Genomic DNA, 20,828 nt, shown 5'->3' with positions numbered 1-20,828 from the left:
AATATGAATAAAAATACAGGAAAAATAGTCCAAATATTAGGCCCGGTAGTCGATGTTAAGTTCGCTGAAGGGGAATTGCCTTCGTTATTAAACGCTTTAGTTGCCACATTTGAAGGTAATAAATATACCCTAGAAGTTGCTCAACACATTGGTGATGATACAGTTAGAACGATATCTATGGTTTCAACAAACGGTCTTGCTCGTGGTGTTGAAGTTATAGACACAGGCGCACCGATTTCGGTGCCGGTGGGTGAAAAAGTTTTAGGAAGAATGTTTAATGTTTTAGGTGAATCAATCGATTCAAAACCTGAACCAGATACAATCAAAATGCCAATTCACGCTAAGGCTCCAAGCTATGAGGAACAAAAAACAGCTAGTGAAATTTTAGAAACTGGAATCAAAGTTGTCGATTTACTAATCCCTTACGCCAAAGGGGGTAAAATCGGTTTGTTTGGTGGTGCCGGAGTTGGTAAAACTGTCTTGGTACAAGAATTAATCAATAACATAGCCACACAACACGGTGGATTATCAGTGTTTGCGGGTGTTGGGGAAAGAACCCGTGAAGGTAATGACCTTTATTACGAAATGAAAGCATCTGGTGTTTTAGACAAAACAGCCTTGGTTTTTGGTCAAATGAACGAACCTCCCGGGGCACGTATGCGTGTTGCTTTAACCGGTTTGACTATGGCCGAATATTTTAGAGATAAACAAAATCAAGACGTGCTATTGTTTGTTGATAATATCTTTAGATTTACACAAGCAGGTTCAGAAGTTTCAGCCCTTTTAGGAAGGATGCCAAGTGCGGTTGGTTATCAACCAACATTAGCTACCGAAATGGGTCAATTACAAGAAAGAATAACTTCAACACACAACGGTTCAATTACTTCAGTGCAAGCAGTTTATGTGCCTGCCGATGACTTAACAGACCCTGCTCCTGCAACTACTTTTAACCACTTGGATGCTAAAACTGTTTTGGACCGTAATATTGCCGCATTAGGTATTTATCCCGCTGTTGATCCGCTTGAATCTTCGTCAAAATTACTTGATCCACTAATTGTCGGCCAAGAACATTATGATGTCGCTTACGGTGTAGTATCAATCTTACAAAGATTTAAAGAATTGCAAGATATTATCGCAATTTTAGGTATGGGTGAATTAAGCGAAGAAGATAAATTATTAGTTTCGCGTGCTAGAAGAATTAGAAACTTTTTATCACAACCGTTTACTGTTGCTGAAAAATTCTCAGGTAAAAAAGGAGCTTACGTTAAACTAGGTGACACTATCAAAAGTTTTAGATCTATCCTTGACGGAAAACACGATGAAGTTCCTGAAGACTTGTTCTTATATGCAGCTGATATAAGCGAAGTAGAACAAAGATACGCACAATATTTGAAACAAAATAACATTGAGTCAGATTCACCAAAATTAGAACCAAATAATGATGAAAAATAGCGAAGCAAACACAACTCATTTGCAAATTTCAACCTTAAACGGTATCTTTTTTGAAGGTGATGTTCGCTCAGTTTCCCTTTCAACAATTACCGGTGGTGCAATCGTTTTTCAACCAAATCGTTCGCCTTTTATCAGTAATATTGCTGTCGGTAAATTGGCAATTAATGAAGTTGGCGATGATGATTATAAACTTTGTGCTATCGGCGGTGGTATTGTCTACGCACAAAGTAATTGTGTCAAAATCATAACTGATGATATTGTTTTTAGTGAAGACATTGATATTGATCGCGCTAAACGAGATCGTGACAGTGCATTAGCACAGCTAAAAAATGATAATAAAAAAAATGATGTCAATCTTGAACTTAAATTGCGTAAAGCCATCAGCAAGATTGATATCTATTCGATTAAAAAATAATTTTAAAAATCCTTTAGCTTAAAGGATTTTTTATTTTTGGAAAAAGGATATATAAAAAAGCCGAGTTTTTCGGCTAATTTGAAGTATTATCCATATTAACTAATTTTTTCATTTTATTTAAAGGTATAGAAATATCCTTAATAATGTGTTTTAAAAAATTAATTTCTGTTTCGGCATTTTCGACCATTGTTAAAAAATTAGTGTCTAGTTTAACTAAGCTATAGAAATTATTTAAGTAGAAATCTCGTTTAGCTGTGTTGCTTATTTTTTGTATTTTGTTTTTTAATTTTAATACTTCACTAAACTCCCTTGCGAAACCTTTAGCTTCTTGCATTGTTAAAGTTGCGATATTGATTAGAGCGTGTGAATGGGTATGATCTTGTAAATTATCTGAGTGATTATGGTCATGATCATCTTCGGTAGTATCTTCTTGTTCGTTATTGTAGATGTTATTTTTAATGAATAAATCTAATTTTTTAATTTTTTCAATAATCTCTGAATCTTTGAAATTTTTGTTGAGTTGCTGGTTTAGATATATTTCAAATTTTGTAATTTCGTTATTAGGGTTATTGTTTTTTAAAATTTCAATTTTTTCCCTCAATTGAATATCAAAATCATGAACCATTTTAATAGTGTTTTTTAAAAGATTCTGAACAACATTTGATTTAAATCATTTGATAAACAATTCTTTCTCATGTTCGTTTCAAGATGCCATATCTTCATCATTTAAAAACATTTCGCTATTTTTTTTATCAGTTATTTCACTTAAAATATTGATTAAACTATTTTTGTTGTTATTTAAATTTAATAAACCGTGAACAACTTCATCGATATTAGGGTTTGCTTGGTAGAATTGTTCTTTATTTTTTTTCACTTCGGTTGTAAAAATATTAATTATGCCTTTTAAAGTGGTAAACTCGAGCGAGATTTCTTTTGTTTTTTTCATTTCGACTTCATTACTTACTTTTTTTGCACAAGATACCACAATGAATGGTGCTGTTAAAATTGAGGGTAATACAGAAAGTTTTAAAAATTTTGATTTCATGTTGCTCCTATATTTTAATTACATTTTCTATTGATTCTATAGTTTTGATTATATTTGAACCCTCTTCGCGAAGGCTATCTAAAAAATCTTTTGCAATATTTAAAATTTCTCTATATTCTTGGATATCTATTTCATTTTCACCAAAAATATTATTGATGATTAAGTCTTTTTTATCTTTATCTTCAATTTCCTCAAAATTTGATTTTAATGCATAAAGTTTTTCTAATTCATCAAGAAATTCATTATTTTGTCTAATTGCATTCAGTGCAATGTTGATTGTTGCGTGGGAGTGCGTATGTGAGTGATTATCTTGAGCGTGGTTTTCTTCGTTTAATAGCGAATCTTGTAGATCGCTTTCTCATTTATCTTGATTGTAAATGTGATCAGAGACAAATTGCTTTAATTTATTGATGTTATTAATAGCTTCTTCGTCTTTGAAATTTTTATTGCCTAATGACTTTAAGTACTCACTGAATGCATGGATTTGATTTGAGTTATCTGTTGCCTTTAAATAAGCTGAGTTTGACTTGATTTGAATTTCGGCATCATCGGTGATTCCGAGAGCATTATTTGCTAAATTCACACCTTTGTGTGTTGTTAATCACTTTTTATAAATCTCACTTTTTTCGCCACTAAAATGTGAACTTAATTCTTCATCACTAAGAAAAAGTTGACCATTTTCGACCGGATCGCTGACTAATCTGAGTTTATTCGAAATATTTTTTATGGTTCTAAATTTTTCGAAGAAGTTATTGAAAGATTCATTAATTCTGACTTGTGTTGCAGCATCGTATATTAAGTATTTTTCTATTCTTTTATAGTATTCTAAAAAATAGTTATTATAAAAGTATTTAATTTTTTCGGTTGCAGAGTCATTTTTTTTATTTTTATTATCATTTTTTTTGTTATTTTGGCACGAAGCTGCAATAACAGGCAAGCTTGTGATAGTTACCAATGAAAAGATTATTTTATTTGATTTCATATTGTTACCTTAATTTTCGTTTGAATGTTTAAATAATAAGTTAAATGTTACAGGAACTTGTTCTAATCGATTATTCACCAAAATTGTCAATGTAAGCGTCGAATAATCTTCGATTTTTTCATTATCTCTTGAATAAGAGTGATCTTTAACAATAAATGAATTTTGGTCTAATTTATATGTGTAATCTCCGTCCGCTGCGCTTTCTTCAATGTTAAAACCAAGTCTATTTCTTAAAGTATCCACTAAATCACTAAAGCTCATTTGAGTGGTATCACCGAATTGGAAATACTCTAGCTCTTGATCGATACGATCGGCCAATTCTAATCTATCAGACAGTGTTTTATTTACATTTAGCATTTCTTCAGCTTGTTTTAATAAAGCGTCTAATATTGTGTGCGGCACATGTTCGGCGTCATATTTTTCAATTCTTTGTTTGATTGCTCTAATTCTATCGTCAATGACTATTTTCCCAATTCTGTTGGCGTATTCAGATAATTTGCTGTGTAATAAATGCAATGCTTGCCGTTTTTGTTCCAAACTACCTGTCGCTGCATTTTTAGCTTCCTGATAATCTTGATAAATTTTACCTACAATTCTTTTCTTGGTTGCACTATCGTATCTGTTTACTAGTGAATTAACGAAGTCCTTTGTATCTTTGTCATGTTTTTCGCTAATAATATTGTAGTCTTTGTCAGTGAACCCATCGATTAGCAATAATAATGCCTCTGCTCCGTAAGGGTATTGTGACTCATCAAATTCATCACTATTCATTAATTCTAATTTGTTTTCGAATTGTTCTTCACTAGTAATGTTTTCAAACACATATGCATCTTTAAATGAGTCAAGAGGCTTGAAGTGATGGCCGTCTTCATTACCTGGTTTTAATCATGACAACAGGTCATTTGCGTAGTAATTTCCATTGTATCCCGATGTATTGAAGGTGTATGCGCCGACTTGTACTTTTGTGTTGATTCTGTTTAGTACAATCAATGCAGAATTTTCTTTTTCGTATTGAGTAGCAGCTTTCCCCTTGAACGCAATTGAAATTCTTAACTGGTTCAAGTCATTTTCGGGTGATGAAACTATGTCAATTTTGTAATCAACATTATCGTTATTACCGGTTTTAAATTCGCTAAATTCTTCGTCTGTGTATTTTGCAATGACATCAAGCTTAGCACTAATAGTTGAGGCGGCATCTAGTTCGTCGTTAATTTGTTTTGTCGTCGCCCTATTACCGGCATCGTTGACATATATTAATTTATGAATGTGTATGTTTCCTAATTTGGCGATTGAATTTCATCCGAATAAAGTAAAACCCGGTTGGCCGTTGTGGTCAAAATCACGATAAATTCTACCTGTCAATTTATCTTCAGCGGAAATGTATGTGTGGAAATTTGTATCCCCGTGGTGGTGCGAATTACGGTGTAATGTATAAATTCACTCTGAATTTTTGTAATCACCATCAACATCTAAGTATTTGTTCTCAATTGCTCAATCAAGCATTTTTGCCCCATCGCCTTGAACTCTATCAAACTCATTTTTTCATAACTCTTGGAACTCGATTGCGCCAATTTTTTCTGCGCCGCTAGCGACATTAGTTGAAATTGAAATGTCTCCAATTTTTACTCTACCGAATTCTTTTTTACCATTTTCTGAATTTTTGGCATCATATCTTTCGAAACCACTTAAATTTATTGATTTTTCAACACCATTTTCAGTGTAATTAACAACTAAATCATCATTGCTCGTATTAACATTTATTGTGCTTAATGATTGTGGAAGCTTATCAATCAAAAATAAATTGATATACTCAGCTAATTCAGCTTTTGTGCTGTTGTTGGTAATCATTTTGTCGAAACGGTTTTTGATTTCGACCGAGTTCATAGTTCGACCTAAATCATTCAATTTAAATGTGACTGAATTTTCATTTTTTGTGTCAACATTTGCACTATTGTTATCAACACTATTATTTTGGCTATCATTTTGCGTTTTGCCATTGTTGGCATTATTTTGATTATTTTTTTCATCTGACGAAACTGTTTTATTATCCTTGACACAAGCGGCAGCAACAAAAACGAATGGATTAAGTGCCGCGAGTGGAGTAAGGGATAAATAAAGTTTTTTCTTCATATTCATTCCTCTTTCATTCTAAATATTTTTTATTTAATTATCTATGTATAAGTTTTATATGTAAAACATACTCAATATATGTTAATCAAAATTATTATATATAAAAAACATCACTTTCAAAATTTATTTATCTGTGCAAACACCATCGAAAAAAATTGAACAAAAAAATGTTGCACATCGTGTAACATTTTTTTGCTAAACAAATTATTATTTTTGATTGTAAATTGAACGCATAACGTTTTTGATTTGTTGTTCAGATGCTTTACGTCCCATTTGTAGAAACATAGCTCTGATCATTTTCTCGTTAATAGGTGGATTTTCTTTTAAATGTTTCTGAATTTTTTTACGGGCAATTACAAATCCAATAAAACCACCAACTATACCAACAACTAATGATACAAAAATTACCGTTAGTACTCATCCTGTTAAACTCATATATTACCTCCTAATTACATGTTATATTTTACCACAAATTAATTATCCGCTATCGGTTGATAGCCGGCAATCATATCGTCTAGTAAAGTATCGCGTTTCTTTTTATCATTGTTGTATTTTTGATCCTTATTATCGGCTCAGTAAATATAAACTAAAGTGTAATCTCTACCATAGAAGTAGTCTCTTAAACCATTATCACGTGAGTGATATTTACTAAATCCGTATCTCAATTCTTGTAGTCCGGAAACAAAGTAATTGATTGCTTGTCCTTGGCTATTTAAACCAATTCAATCTGGGTGACTTGCGTATTTAGATCTTAGATTGTTATTTCAATGTTTTGGAGCTTCTTCGTTGATTGCTGCCACATAAGCATTCATAATGTAAGCTTCAGTTGTTAAACTGGTGGCGTTCCAGAATAAACCTGAAGGTGTGTTTTCGTATAGAATCCTTGAAATGAATGCATAAAATCTCCACATTGCTTGGAATGATTCTGAATTTCGTTTCATTTCATTAATGCTTGTGTATGCATTAACTTTAGACAAGTCATCATAATATTGTTTAACAAAAGGCTGAATAAATATTTTGATGAAATTACTTAATTCGCCTTTAATGATTCCGCCAATACCGCTTGAAGCATTGAACTTAACATTAGAACTTTTACCTTTTGGTGCGAACATTACGCCATAAATACCGTCAGTAAAACTACGTGGTGAATATTTAAATATTAAGTTAATAAAATCAACATATGATTTAGGATTAATGCCGTTAAATATTTGTTTGAAAATTTCTTTTTTCTCAAATATTTTCCCTAGCATTATAGTTCCATCTTCACGTGAAATGAATTTCAAGGCACCTTTTTTAAATGCTTCTTGCAACAAGTGTGGGATTTCGCTTGCTTTATGCGAACCGATTGCTTTAAGTGTGTTAAATACTTCATCAACCACATTGTCAACAATTTCTGTTTTAGCTGCTTCTCTTGTAAATTCTTTAATGAATTCAGCAATTTTATTGACTTGGTCTTGCGGAATATTTATTCCATTTTCCTGCATTGTTTTAGCCAATAATTTACCAATAGCAAATCCAATTTTTTCGTGTTTAGTAAATAGATTTTTGATTCAGTTTTTCAATGATGTTTTGATTGTTTGGGCGTTTGCTGAGTTGAAGAATTTTGATAGAGCACTAACTCATGAGTTTAACTCTGCATATTGCATGTTATTATCGAAAATTTCATTTAAGAAAGCGTTTAGAATGTTTCTTAATTCTTCTGATTTAAGAGTTTCTTTTAAAGTGGCTAAGGCTTCGCTTTCTTCAATTCCAATGTTGATTAGTGGCGATAATAAATTAAAATCGGCAACAAAATTTTCAATTAATGCTTCATCACTGGTTATTTTTTTCACTATTTTTAAAATATCTTGTTTCAATATTTCTTTGTTATTTATTAAAGCATCTGATTTTAAAATGATTTTCAATAAATTAAAATCGGCAAAGTTGATTGATTTTAAAATCTCTTTTGATATTTTTACAATCATATCCTTAGTGGTTGTAGCATTTTGTGAGCTATTATATATTCCTTCAATAATTTTTGGAACAAGTTTTAATTGTTTGATTAATGATGGCAATTCATGGAATAAGTCATTGACAAATTTAACATTAGCTGGATCATTAACATCTACTCCATATTTTGAAATATTTTCTTTTCAAAGAGTATTTAACAATTCAAATATGTCATGGTGCCCAACTAAATTGACCACAATAGCTTCAATAGAATTGATTATTTTTGTTCTACGTTGTTGATCGCCTAATAATAGATTCAATAGTTGTGCAAGTGATTCGACATTTTCTAATGCTTGTGTATTTTCACCAAAATCGAGTATTGTTGCAAACAATTCATTGATTTCATCTGCTGAATTGATGATCGTATCGTTTAAAACTTTTTCAAAATCTTGTGGCGTTATTTTGCCTTCAATTGTTGTCAATACTCTTGGCGGCAATGAATCATAGATAGACTTAGCAACATTGAATTTTGTTGGAATGAATCTAATTAGATTGTTAAGAACATTTTTTAATGTTGTTTTATTTTCAGCAATGATATTAGATTTAGCGGCAGATTTTATTAGACTAATAACTGATCTTTCAAGATTTTCGTAATCTAAAATTGAATTTGCTATTTCGTTGGCAATATTTTGGTAATTTAATTCTAATCCGTTTTCTTTGATATTGTTTATTAGAATTTGCAATGTTTTATTAATAAAATCTGTGTCGCTATCTCACGAATTAATATTTTTAAATAAAGCCTTAATTAATTGTTTTAATTGTTCAAATTCAATATTTTTGGCTAGAGGCTCATTGGCTAGCATTGTGTTGTATAAAACACGTGAAATAATATTGGTAAATGATTCTTGCTGTGTGATATCAATTATCAATGTTCTAAAATATTGTTGAATTTGAGCATTTTTAGTCTCATTTAATAATCATTTTTTTGCGACTTCGTTTTTGTCTTTTATTGAGTTTTTATCGATTCCGTCAGCAAAAAGTCCGTCTTTAACTAAACTCTTAACAATGTTTTTGATTTCATTATTTTTAAGCGTGTATGCCAATAGCGATTTGAAATCAACAACAGAGACATTATTGAATGCATCCGGCATTTTTGAAATTAGAGTTTGATATGTGTCATTTAATTTATCATCTTGAACTAATTCGGCAACAAAGTCTAATAATGGATTCAATGATGAATAATTATCAATATTTTTAAATACGGCTTTTGATATTTCAAACAATGTTGCGTCATCTGTTAAGTTATCGGCATTAAAGACTGAAATATCGTCAATTAAAGCGTCAATGAATGTATTCAATTTTTCATTTTCGCTTGCACTAATAACTAGCGAAACAAAGTTATCTTCACTAATATACTCGCCGATCACGGGAGAGACAACTTGATAAATATTTTGTAAAATAGATTCTTTTGAAATTGTTTTGATACTTGATTTTATTATTGCTTTAATGACTTTTTTGTGAGCAATAACTTTATTGTTTTTCATTGCCTTAACGACAACAAAATTCAATGTATTATTGCTGTCATTAGTGAACACATTTTTTAGACCTTTTAACAGTTCTAATATATCAATATTTGTTCCATTTTGTGATAAATGCACTAAAAATTCTTTAATAACTAAATTTGAAATGTGCGAATTATCATTGAATTTACTAAAGTAATTCAATATCTCTTCAACAAAGGCCGACGTTTCATCACTGGTAACTTCGTTATTATTATTTTTTAATCAACTATTTAAGAAAGATGAAAGTAATGATCTAAAGTTATCATTTTTCAATATTTTTTCAATAAAACTATTGAATTTAGTGCTTATTTCAGTGATTTTTTCTTCACTAGCTAATCATTTTTTCACTAATAAATTAGCGTCATTAAAGACTTGCAAAGTATTATCTTTATTCAATATTACGTTTTTAGTAAAGTCGAACAAAATTGATCTTAAATCATCATTACCTAACGAATCGGTTAAAAATGTTTTGATAATGCTATTGTCAAGATTATTGAAATCATCACCTAGATATTGTTTAATGTTATCGAAAACATAATTGATTTCGTCATATTGAATAATTGATTTTGTTAACAACAGCAAGTTGTTTAATAACGCATCATCTTTCGTTTTAGTCACTACTTTATTCAATAAATCGAATATATTGGCGCTATCATTCAACTCATCTTCACTTAAATTTGAAATATTTTCAATAAAAATGTTTAAAAATTCGTTTAAGTTTGCATCGTTGGCGATTTTTGTTATTAGTTTTTGTAATTTCTCTTTATCAGTTGTTAAAAATCTATTTTTCGATATAGGAGCGTACAATAAGTCAATTAATTTAGAGTTATTTGAAGCATATAAGACTATGTTTTTTAGCAGTTGTTTGATTACTGTTTTATTTGAACCTACAGCGTTATTTCTGAATAAGGCCTTAACTAAATTGAAGTAGGCTGCGAGTTTATCGTCTTCATCAAATAGTGAAGTAGTGATTGCACTTAAGATTTTGAATGGTTTAATTTCTGTTCCGTTTTGGGCCAATTCTTTAAATAAAATGTCAGTAATTTTGATGAATAAGTGATTTTGATCGTCAAATGAATTTAAATTAGTAAATACAGATGAAATCAATCCTTTTATTTGATCTTTTGTGATATTTTGACTCAACACAGAATCTGTTTGCAATTGAGTGTATATCAAAGTTGATATTACATTTAGAGTGTGTTGATCGCCCAGTAAATCTTTGATTAGTGAAACTAAATTGTTTTTAAAATCACTGTTTTGTTGTTGTGACATTCAATTTTTAATAAATTGATTAGTGTCACTTATTTCTTCCAGATTTTCAAGAGTAATTAAAGTGTTATCACGGAAGTTTTTAATTAAATTTAAAAATGCATTATTTTGCAATATTTTATTGAATACTTGTGATATTTCATTGAAATCTACTTCACGTAAAATTTCAGGTAAGTTATCTTTATTGTCGTTTAAAAAGTTGATTAACTCATTATTTTTTACTATTAACGAAAATAGACTAATTCATTTTTTCAATGTATTGTCAGAAGCAAAATTATTAATTGCAATTTTGACTAAATCTAAAGTAGAATTTGCATTTTCAACTTGATTGCTATCTAAATTATTGACATTTTCAAAAATAACTTTAACTACACTGTTTAATTCGCCACTTTCTAATATGTTAGAAATTATTGAAATGAACTTATCGTGGTTATCAATATTGAATGTGGTATTAGGTATTGCACGATATATAGACTCGGCAATAAGAGAATTAATTTCTCTGCTTTTTAACACATTTGAAATTAAATTGCAAATGTATTGTTTATTGTTTTGGAATGTTGGCGATGTGAAAATAAATTTAGTTATTTTCAAAATAATGTCATCTTTGTTTTCTTGAGTAAATACTGTATCAAATGCATTTTTTAATCATTTACGATAATCAAATGAAGTACCATTTTGACTCAATTCTTCAACTAAACCTTGACTTAATTTTTCAATAAATGGTATTTTTTTATCGAGTTGGTCAATATCAGTAAGCAAGTTAGTGATAAATCTTTGGGTTTGTTCTTGAGTTAAATTATGATCTAAATTATTACTTACTAAGTACTCGTGAAATAAAGAAGATATGACAGTGCCGAAATTTTCATTACTGATAATTTTTCTAACTATCGAATCTAATGAACGAGCACTATTGGTTTGTGTTTGCGATTTTGAAAGCCATGTTTTTATCATGCGGTCTAAATCAAGGTCAAAATCAGCATTCTCCACGAATATACCATCTGTTAAGAATGAAAAGGCCAATTCTTTTAATTCAGGATACAAAATTATTGATTTTATAAATAATTTTAATCCGTTTATGTCAACTTTATTCATTGAGTTAGGCAATAATGATTTCGCATAATCTAATACCTTATTCAATTCAGGATAATTGATTATTTCGCCCAGTAATTCATTGGAAATCTCGAATAAATTAGTATCTTTAACATTAATTAAAATTCGTCTAACTAAATCAAATATTGAGTTAGCATTTTGGATCTCTTCGCTTGGAATTTTAGCTAAACTTTCAATCGAAATATTGATAATTTGCTCAATTTTTGGGTCGCTCAATATTTTTTTAACCACTTGATTGAATTCAGCTTCTGTAATTAAATTACTAAATTTCTCTGGCAATAAGCCATAAATTTTATTGTTTATCGTATCGGATTTAGATAAATAATTAGCCGAATTAGTTAATAGTTTTTTGATAGTGCCTTTATTTCTATCTAAAAAATGATTTTTATCAAGAATTTTGATAATACTTAATAAATTATCGTCTGTGTTGTTGAATAGAGAAGAAGATATATTTTGGCTTAATTTTAAAACATCAATGTTAATGCCATTTGTCGATAATTCTTCAATGATTTCATTGAGAATATTGTTTAAAATGTCTTTATTTTTAATAACTTCGTCAACAGAAGCAAACATATTTGTATATAGCGATTTTATTTCTTCTAAATTGACATCTTTTGCTAAGTCGGGATTTTGCGATATTTCGCTAAATGTTATTGCCGAAATTATTTCGACAAAATTAGCATTGCTTACTAGCGATTTGATTAAATCACTCACATTCGAAAGAACAAAAGCCTTGTTTTCGTCGGTCGCTAACCATGTTTTTATTAAGTAATTTGGATCTTTGATTTTTTCAACTGTACTTAAGTCGTTAAGTAGAGAATTTTGCACAAAATTTAAAGCCAAATTGCGTAAATTGCTATTATCAATAAACTCGATTGTCAGGTTTTTTATGCTCTCAACATCAATTTGTAATTCTGGTAAATATCTTTGTTTGAGATTGATGAATAATTGATTGAACTCAGGGTAATTTAAAGATTTTTTGATTAATTTGATTGCTGGCGAAAGTGTTTTTGTATTTCTGATATCCTTGAATAAAATTTTGATTAAGTCAAAAATTGAATTTACATCATTTAGCGAATTAGAATTTAGTGTACTTAGGTCGAAAATTATGGCGTCTATTAGGTTGCTAAAATCGTCATCGGTCACTATTTTCTTGATTACCGATTTAAAATCTTCTTCACTTAAAACATTTTGAATTTCACTTCCCAAAATGCCGTAAATTTTACCTAGTGTATCACTAAAACTTGCAGAGTCTACATCGGAATTTTTAATTAAATTACGCACAACAGTTTGTAATGTTTGTCTATATTTGACAAAATTAACCTTAGAAATATTTTTAACAATTTTTATTACAGTTTTGTCAATATTTTCTGGCGTGAATAAACCATTAAATTCGTTGATTAAATTGCGAGAGAAAGATGCTGCATCAAAGTTTTTAGGTGTGTTTTTGCTCAACTCGGCAATTAAGTTTTGTGAAATTTTTGAACTGATTTGTAATTCGTCATTTAAATCGTTCCATAAATTCAATAAATCGATTGATAATTCACCTAATTTTCCTGATTCAACACCTTGGAAATATTTAGGGAAAGCAATAACAATTCTATTAACGCTGCGTCCAAGTATTTGTTTAAATTCTTCATTTTTCAGTAGATCATTAAATAAATTATCAATGATATTTTTTAGTGCTTGTTGATTTTTAGAGTTATTAATAAGAGTGAATCATAAGTCATTATATGTTTTATTTTTCGCAAATTCTTGACTGTCTTCAATAATATTTACAATAATTTGTGCAAGATTTTGTTTCAATACATTTGAATTTAAGGTTAGTGAAATGACTCTTTCTAAATCGTTTTTCGAGATAAATTTAGCCACCTCTTCATTGTAGAATAAACTAACAACACTTGAAATTTTCTCTCTCGTGATGTCTAGAGTAGAGATATTACCAAGTATTTCGCTAGATATGTTTTTAAATTCATCAAGATTATCTTTGAACACTTTGGTTTGTGTTAAAGATAAAATTAAATTTATTATTTTAGGCTCACTAGTCAGTTCTGCTTTAAATGCTTCTAATAGATAAGTTATTTTATTTACTTTGGCACCTGGCAGATTATCGCCATCTCAGTCTTTAGTTCAAAATGTGTGTTCTACATTTTTCAATAAATTCGGTACTAATTTAGAATCTTTGAATCATGTTTTTAAACTTATTAGATTTTCCCGATTATTACGCAATAAGAAATCTTTTAATAAATTTTTAGGGTCCAGCTGGTTATATAAATCAGTATCAAAAGCATTAACAATTAAGCGGTCAAAAATTATTTCTTCTAAGCCAATATTATCTAAAACACGATTGAAATAATTTTGATCATTGAACTTAGCACTTAAATCACTAGTTTGTTCATCGTTATTGACAACAAATTCATGATAGTTATCGCCAAAGACAGTTTTTATAGTTTCAAAAGGATTATCAACCTCTATTTGAGTTAAGTAAGAATCTTGGTCAGTTTGTAAGTATTCTTTGTTTCAAAAAATACCATTTTTTTCAAATACTTCTTGATCTCTGTTGTTTGATATTAACTTAATGAAAATATCTTGAGCCATTTTTTTATACCCTTTTGAACCAGGGTGTATATCAAAAAGTGACGGAGTTAGAATTTTTTGATTTTTTGTTCAATAGCTGTGGTCAAATGGATTAATGAAAAATATTTTTTGACTATTTGCAGTGAATTTGATTTTTTTGTTAATCAAATTCAACAATAATGTACTGATGCTTAAGCCATCGTTATCGTTATAGTTATTAATGTAACGATCGACCATGTTTAGTATTGTGTTTAGCGGAGTGGGGAAGGCAATAAAATTAATATTTGCATTAGGAGCAAGTTGTTTTAATTCATTGATGAAGAAAAGTTGTCTTTGTTGAATATTAGTGAATAAATCATTGAATAATTTTGAGACAGTATTGGCAATAGCCTCATAATCAGCTTCTTTAGAATTAATTAATTTAACAATTTCGCCCAGTGGAAATTCGCCAACGCTTTTGGCGATTGTGTGCATAAAGTCATTAGCCCCCAGCGAAACTGTAATAAGATTGGCTTTTTGCAGTTTTTTTGCCAGTTCTGTGTACATTTGTGCTCAATTTGACCCAAATTTTGCCTCAATAATTTTAATTTCTACTGGTGTTAATGATTCTTTTTTACCTTTTGATTTAAATAGTAAATTTCACTCAAAAAATTCTGAACCAGTGACACCAAAGTTTGAAAAATCGGCCAGACGGTGAATTTGATTAAATGTATGGGCTAAATAAGCGGGATAGCTTATTCCGCTCACTTTTTCATTTTCATATTTTCCCGAATAATCTTTATCCAAAGTCGCCACAAATCCAGCTGTAATCGAATCACCTAAAGCGACATAATTGATTTTTTGTTCCTTAGTGATTAAATTTGATGAATTTTTACGATTGCTTAATTTAATAAAATCTTTTCTTTGCTTTATTTTATTGTTTTGTGTCTTTTTGCTAGGCAATGATGGAATGTTATTATCCTGATTTTTGCTTTGGGTATTTTTGACCTCGCCACTTTTTTTAAGTTTTTTTTCTTTTGTTGGAATAAAACTTAATATGGCACTAGCGGTTATGGTTGCTGCCAATGTTGATGCGATGACGATTATACTTTTTTTAATTTTTGAATTCATATTCTCCTCACACTAATATTCCAATTATATATTAATATTAGATTTAAATTATAGGCCTAGATTTTTGATGCTAATTTATAGAACTATTTAAACTTATGATCCATATTTTTTGCACAAAAAAGTAAAAAAAGAAAACGGAGTTGGGGTTCTCCGTTTATTAAAATTATAAATATTTATCTATTCATTAAACAACAAAGGGGGAAGTTTAATGATTATTTTTTGGATAAAAAAATGAAAATGTTCAAAATTTGTGTTTCCGGTTTTTTGTTTGTGTAACATTACCTTATAGTATCGTTACATGCTTATTATAGATTATTAAAAATAAATTAATTTTTTTTAAAAAAAAGATAAAAAAAAATAAGGAATGATTACCATATATAAGCGAATTAGTCCTTATTTTGTGATGTTTTAGATGATGAAGTCTTTGTCACCGACTTTGACGTCAACGGTAGTTTCTAGTTCTAACTGTCTTGTTTCAATATTGCAACTTTGCAAAATATATCTAGCAATTTGTGCATCTTCTGTATCGTGATACTTATCGTTTTCGTATATTACAGCTTTAATTCCAGCTTGCACAATTGTTTTGGCACAATTTGAACATGGATAAAGAGAAGTGTATAAAATCGCATCTTTAGTTTTACCAAAGGCATTAATTATTGCGTTAACTTCAGCGTGTACCACATAAGGATATTTAGTTTTACCGACTTTATTGCTGTCGTCAGATCTATTTCATGGGAATGCCTCGTCGATTCCACCAGGCATTCCGTTATAACCTAATCCAATTACTTTTTTATCTTCGTCAATAATGCAAGCACCCACCTTTGTGCTTGGGTCTTTTGATCTCATTGCTGATACTTTTGCTAGAGCAATAAAATAACCGTCTCAATATAATGATTCTTTTTTCATTGCAAAATTATATTACTTTTTTGCAATGCAATTTATCTTTTTTCAGTTAGAAATTCAGTAAATTAGTCAAAAATGACTATATACCACACTTCAATCAATACTATAATTAATATTTAAAATTTAGTTATATAATATAATAATTATATGTATTGATATAGGAGGCTAAATGGCTTACACCGAAAGAGATCCTTTGATTTCAAAAGAAAAAATTGAAAAAAGACGCGAAGAATTGCTTAAACTTTACGAGGAAAATAAATTATTATTACAAAATCCTGCATTGGTTGAGCAAAACAATATGCAAGAACATGCTTGTGACAATGCGGAATGTTTACTAAATCAAGGTAAAATTGACGCCAAAGAGTTGAAAAAACGCACCATTCAAAAATACATTGCTATTTTTTCTTCAATCGCTATTATTGTTATATTGTTAGTTGTTGCTATTTTTATCGGAAGAATTGAAAACTAAAAGGAATCGACAATGAATAACAAAAATAATTTAATGAATGTTAACGATATTATTTTATATTTAACATTTTCTTTAATAATCGTTGTTCTTTTATTGATAATTTTGCCTAAAATCATTGATTTATCAAAAACAAAATTTGCAAAAAAACGCTTTGATAAACTTGGTAGTAGTTCGCAAATTAGATTAATTAATCAACTAAGAGAAGCTGTTGAACATTTTTCAAAAACAAAAACAGGAGCTTTAATCACAATAGAGAACACAGATAATTTAGATGGTTTAAGAACTGATGGCTTAATTTTAGATGCTGACATTAGTTCTTCACTATTGATAGCGATTTTTAATAAGGAATCGCCCCTTCATGATGGTGCTGTAATAATTCGTGATAATAAGATTCATTATGCAGCAACTTTCTATAAAATTTCTAAAAAATCAATAGATAATCAGTATGGAGCTAGACACCGAGCGGCAATTGGTATTAGCGAAGTCTGTGACGCACTGACTATAATTGTTAGCGAAGAAACAGGGGACGTTAGATTTGTTAAAAACGGAACTTTTTTCAAAGTTAGACTTGAACAATTTCAAGAGCAACTTATAAAATATTTGAAGGATTAGAATGACACAAAACGAAGAAAAACAGATTCAAAATGATATTAAACTTATTGTTGAAGCTAAAGACATTAAAGGTGCACGCAACTTGATTGACGAAGTACCTAATGCTGATATCGCCGATGCACTCGAAGAGTTAAGTCATGATGAACAAATTACATTTTTAAGAATGTTAAAAACACCTGATGCAGCCGAAGTTTTTTCATATTTAGAGACTGAACATCAAACACAACTAGCATTAGGTTTTACTGAAGAATGAAGTATGAAAATGCTTCAGGAATTACAAAGCGATGAATTAGCAGATGTTTTAGAAGAATTGCCTGCTAATGTTACAAGTAAAATTATTGCTTACACACCACAAGAAAAACGCAATGAAATAAACAAAATACTCAGTTATGCAGAAGATGAAGTTGGAAGCATTATGAGTATTGATATTTCATCAATTCAAAACACATACACTTGTGAACAAGCTCTATTTAAAATCAAACGTGATTATTCAAAAAACAAAGCTGAGTTAGTTCATTACTATTATGTTGTTGATGCTACTCAAAAGCTATTAGGTGTGTTGACATTGGAAGAGATAGTTTTTGCTGATGCAAATGCCAAAATTGATGATATTTATTCTCCCGTGACTTCAATTTTGGCCAATGATAAACAAGAAGAGGCAGCCAAAATTTTTAGTGAACATGATATGTCAGTGTTGCCGGTTACTAACCAGGATAAAAGACTAATTGGGATGATAACTAGTGACGATGTAATTGATGTTATTCACGAAGCGGCAACTGAAGACTTATACAAAATGGCCGGTATTAATTCAAAAGCATCTGAGGCCGAAGATTACTTAAAAACTCCTTGATATTCAATTTTAAAACATAGAATTTTATGAGGCATTGTTATATTATTATTCTCAACTTTATTAGAAATAGCTGGATATTTCATGTTGAAGAATGTATTTTCTTTAGTAACCAATAAATTGATTGTATCAACATTGAGTTTAAGTATAAGTTTTGCAATATTTATCCCAACTATAAATACTGTCATCAGAAATGGTGGTACGCAAACAAATATAACTATCAAAAGAGCTTTCACAATGGATTTACTCGAACGAGGGGACTACAAAAAAGTTTTATTTAAAGAAACTATAGTCGGCTTTACATTCGGATTATGTCTAGCGTTAGTTAATGTTGGGCGTATGAGTATATTTTTAGCGGCGACAGGTGATTTAGCTAAATTCGCAGTCGCATCATGGTCAATTATTGCCGGAATCTCGATTGCCTTAGTTATATCGATGACTTTAGTACAGTTTATTTCAGCATTAATTCCAATTATTTATGTTGTAAAAAGAAAAGATCCTTCTGATTCATCATTAGTTTTACTAAATTCTATTTCCGAACTTATTTCAATATTAGTTGTTTTTGCTATCACATTCGCATCTTTAAAAATTTTCATCTAGATGCAAACAATAATTAATTCATTTTTTCAATACTGGATTGAAAAAATGAATTTTTTACACTAAAATATTGAAAAAATATATAAACGCTCTGTCAATTAATACGACAAAGCGTTAAATTTAGTATAATTAAATATATTTATAAATGTTATAAATATAATTTTATTATTTAATGATAAACATTATAAGCATAAGCGTTGTTATTAAGCGATTTTAAATATTTTAAATCATTTTAGTAAAAACATTAATTGTTGTGCAATTCATTAAAACAGAGAAAAGCATATGTTGGAATTTTTAGCTCAATTTTGATATTAACGAACACGAATTATTTTTATCAAAAGGAAAATAAAGTTTAAAAGTAATAAATTTTTACTTTATTCAACTATATTGCTAACCAACATTTAATTTAAATTGTCAAAAAAACTACGGACAAGGAGATATATGTCACAAAGAGAATTTACAATCAAAGAGTTATTTTCAGATCGAGCTAACTTAACCAACTCAAAAATTGTTTTACATGCCTGAGTAGTTGCTAATAGAGGTAATAAAAAAATTAGATTCATGGAAATCAACGATGGTTCAACAGTTCAAAACTTACAAGTCACTTTAAAAGGCACTAATTTTGATTTTGATGCCTTAGCACAAATTCATTTAGGTGCTGCGATTGAAGTTAAAGGTGAAGTTGTTTTAACCCCTAATGCTCCACAACCTATGGAATTGGTTGGTGAAGAATTTGTTCTTTTAAGAGATGCTGATTTAGATTATCCTATTCAAAAACAAGCAATCAATTTAGAAACTTTAAGAGAAATTCCACACGTAAGACATAGAACAAATTTACTAAGAACAGTAATGCTTATTAGATCAACACTAGCCTTACAAGTACATCAATATTTCGCCAAAAATAACTTTTTATACTTTAATGCACCAATTATTACATCTAACGATGGTGAAGGTGCTGGTGAAACATTCGAGGTCAATGATTCAAATTCTAAAAACCCATTTTTTGGTGCAGGCAAAAAAGCAACTTTAGGTGTAACTGGTCAATTACATGCTGAAAGCTATGCGATTGGATTTAAAAAAGTTTATACATTTGCGCCAACATTTAGAGCTGAACATTCAAATACAAAAAAACACGCAGCTGAATTTTGAATGATTGAACCAGAAGTTGCTTTTTATGAGTTGAAAGATATAATCAATTTAGCCGATGATTTTCTTAAAACTGTTATCAAAAACACAATTGATGCCCATCCTGAAGAATTTAAATTTTTAGTTGAAAATGTTGACAGTGAATTACTGAACAATTTAAATAAATTTATCAACACTAAATTGGCTATTATTGATTATCGTGATGCGTTAAAAGAATTAGAAAAAGTAAAAAATATTTTTGAAGAGCAAGACATTAAATTCGGTTTAGATTTTGCAACCGAACACGAAAAATATCTAGCATCTAATGTTGCTAAAGGGCCAGTTGCTGTCATCAATTTCCCTAAAGAATTCAAAGCATTTTATATGCACCAAAATGATGATAATACAGTTGCATCTTTTGACTTGCTAGTTCCAGGAATTGGCGAATTAATAGGTGGTAGCCAACGTGAAGTTAATTACGATAAATTATTACAAAGAGCCAAAGAAGTCGGTATTAGTCAAGAAGAATTACAATGATATCTTGATTTAAGACGCTTTGGTGATTCAGGTTCAAGTGGTTTCGGCGTTGGTTTTGAAAGATTAGTCATGTTTGTTACTGGTGTTGATAACATTCGTGATGTAATCCCTTACCCTCGTACATCTGGCAACATAAAAATGTAGTTAAAGGAGTTCG

General features: G+C 29.7%; 12 protein-coding genes. 6 read left to right on the top strand and 6 right to left on the bottom strand.

What is annotated here, in order from left to right:
* Positions 1–3: 3 nt before the first annotated feature.
* Both atpD and atpC read left to right on the top strand, forming a co-directional pair.
* Positions 4–1,452, top strand: a complete 1,449-nt coding sequence (gene atpD, locus N1F73_RS02345; protein ID WP_260359887.1) for a F0F1 ATP synthase subunit beta — start codon at positions 4–6, stop codon at positions 1,450–1,452.
* Positions 1,439–1,867, top strand: a complete 429-nt coding sequence (atpC, locus tag N1F73_RS02340; RefSeq protein WP_260359885.1) for an ATP synthase F1 subunit epsilon — start codon at positions 1,439–1,441, stop codon at positions 1,865–1,867. Before atpD ends, atpC begins: the two co-directional genes overlap by 14 nt.
* A gap of 73 nt (positions 1,868–1,940) precedes the next feature.
* Here the strand turns inward: atpC and N1F73_RS02335 are convergent, their stop codons facing one another.
* From N1F73_RS02335 to N1F73_RS02310, 6 genes are all read right to left on the bottom strand, one after another.
* Positions 1,941–2,912, bottom strand: a complete 972-nt coding sequence (locus tag N1F73_RS02335) for an MAG5150 family histidine triad lipoprotein (RefSeq protein ID WP_260359883.1) — start codon at positions 2,910–2,912, stop codon at positions 1,941–1,943.
* 7 nt (positions 2,913–2,919) lie between these two features.
* The gene (locus N1F73_RS02330; protein ID WP_260359882.1) at positions 2,920–3,894 is read right to left on the bottom strand and encodes an MAG5150 family histidine triad lipoprotein; all 975 of its coding nucleotides are present in this window, start codon (positions 3,892–3,894) and stop codon (positions 2,920–2,922) included.
* Between the two features lie 9 nt (positions 3,895–3,903).
* Positions 3,904–6,024 (bottom strand): hypothetical protein, encoded by a 2,121-nt coding sequence (locus N1F73_RS02325; RefSeq protein ID WP_260359878.1) that lies wholly within the window; start codon positions 6,022–6,024, stop codon positions 3,904–3,906.
* Positions 6,025–6,231: 207 nt separating this feature from the next.
* Positions 6,232–6,459 carry a YneF family protein gene (locus N1F73_RS02320; RefSeq protein ID WP_259290396.1) on the bottom strand — a complete coding sequence of 76 codons (228 nt, stop codon included), beginning with the start codon at positions 6,457–6,459 and terminating at the stop codon, positions 6,232–6,234.
* A gap of 38 nt (positions 6,460–6,497) precedes the next feature.
* Positions 6,498–15,581 (bottom strand): SGNH/GDSL hydrolase family protein, encoded by a 9,084-nt coding sequence (locus tag N1F73_RS02315; protein WP_260359877.1) that lies wholly within the window; start codon positions 15,579–15,581, stop codon positions 6,498–6,500.
* Positions 15,582–15,989: 408 nt separating this feature from the next.
* Positions 15,990–16,487, bottom strand: a complete 498-nt coding sequence (locus N1F73_RS02310) for a dCMP deaminase family protein (RefSeq protein ID WP_259290394.1) — start codon at positions 16,485–16,487, stop codon at positions 15,990–15,992.
* 166 nt (positions 16,488–16,653) lie between these two features.
* Here N1F73_RS02310 and N1F73_RS02305 point away from each other — a divergent pair, with 166 nt between their 5' ends.
* The 4 genes from N1F73_RS02305 (at position 16,654) to asnS (ending at position 20,815) form a co-directional block, all read left to right on the top strand.
* Complete coding sequence (locus N1F73_RS02305; RefSeq protein WP_259290393.1) at positions 16,654–16,953, top strand: hypothetical protein; 300 nt, start codon at positions 16,654–16,656, stop codon at positions 16,951–16,953.
* A gap of 12 nt (positions 16,954–16,965) precedes the next feature.
* Positions 16,966–17,565, top strand: a complete 600-nt coding sequence (locus N1F73_RS02300; protein WP_396888608.1) for a diadenylate cyclase — start codon at positions 16,966–16,968, stop codon at positions 17,563–17,565.
* 1 nt (position 17,566) lies between these two features.
* On the top strand, positions 17,567–19,012 hold the full coding sequence (gene mgtE / locus N1F73_RS02295; RefSeq protein WP_260359876.1) for a magnesium transporter: 1,446 nt from the start codon (positions 17,567–17,569) through the stop codon (positions 19,010–19,012).
* Between the two features lie 438 nt (positions 19,013–19,450).
* Positions 19,451–20,815 carry an asparagine--tRNA ligase gene (asnS, locus tag N1F73_RS02290; RefSeq protein ID WP_259290391.1) on the top strand — a complete coding sequence of 455 codons (1,365 nt, stop codon included), beginning with the start codon at positions 19,451–19,453 and terminating at the stop codon, positions 20,813–20,815.
* Positions 20,816–20,828 lie beyond the last annotated feature (13 nt).

Source organism: Mycoplasma sp. HS2188, assembly GCF_025209835.1.
In the GTDB taxonomy this organism is placed as follows: Bacteria; Bacillota_I; Bacilli_A; order Mycoplasmatales; family Metamycoplasmataceae; genus Mycoplasmopsis.
This window is presented reverse-complemented; position numbering and strand designations above follow the sequence as displayed.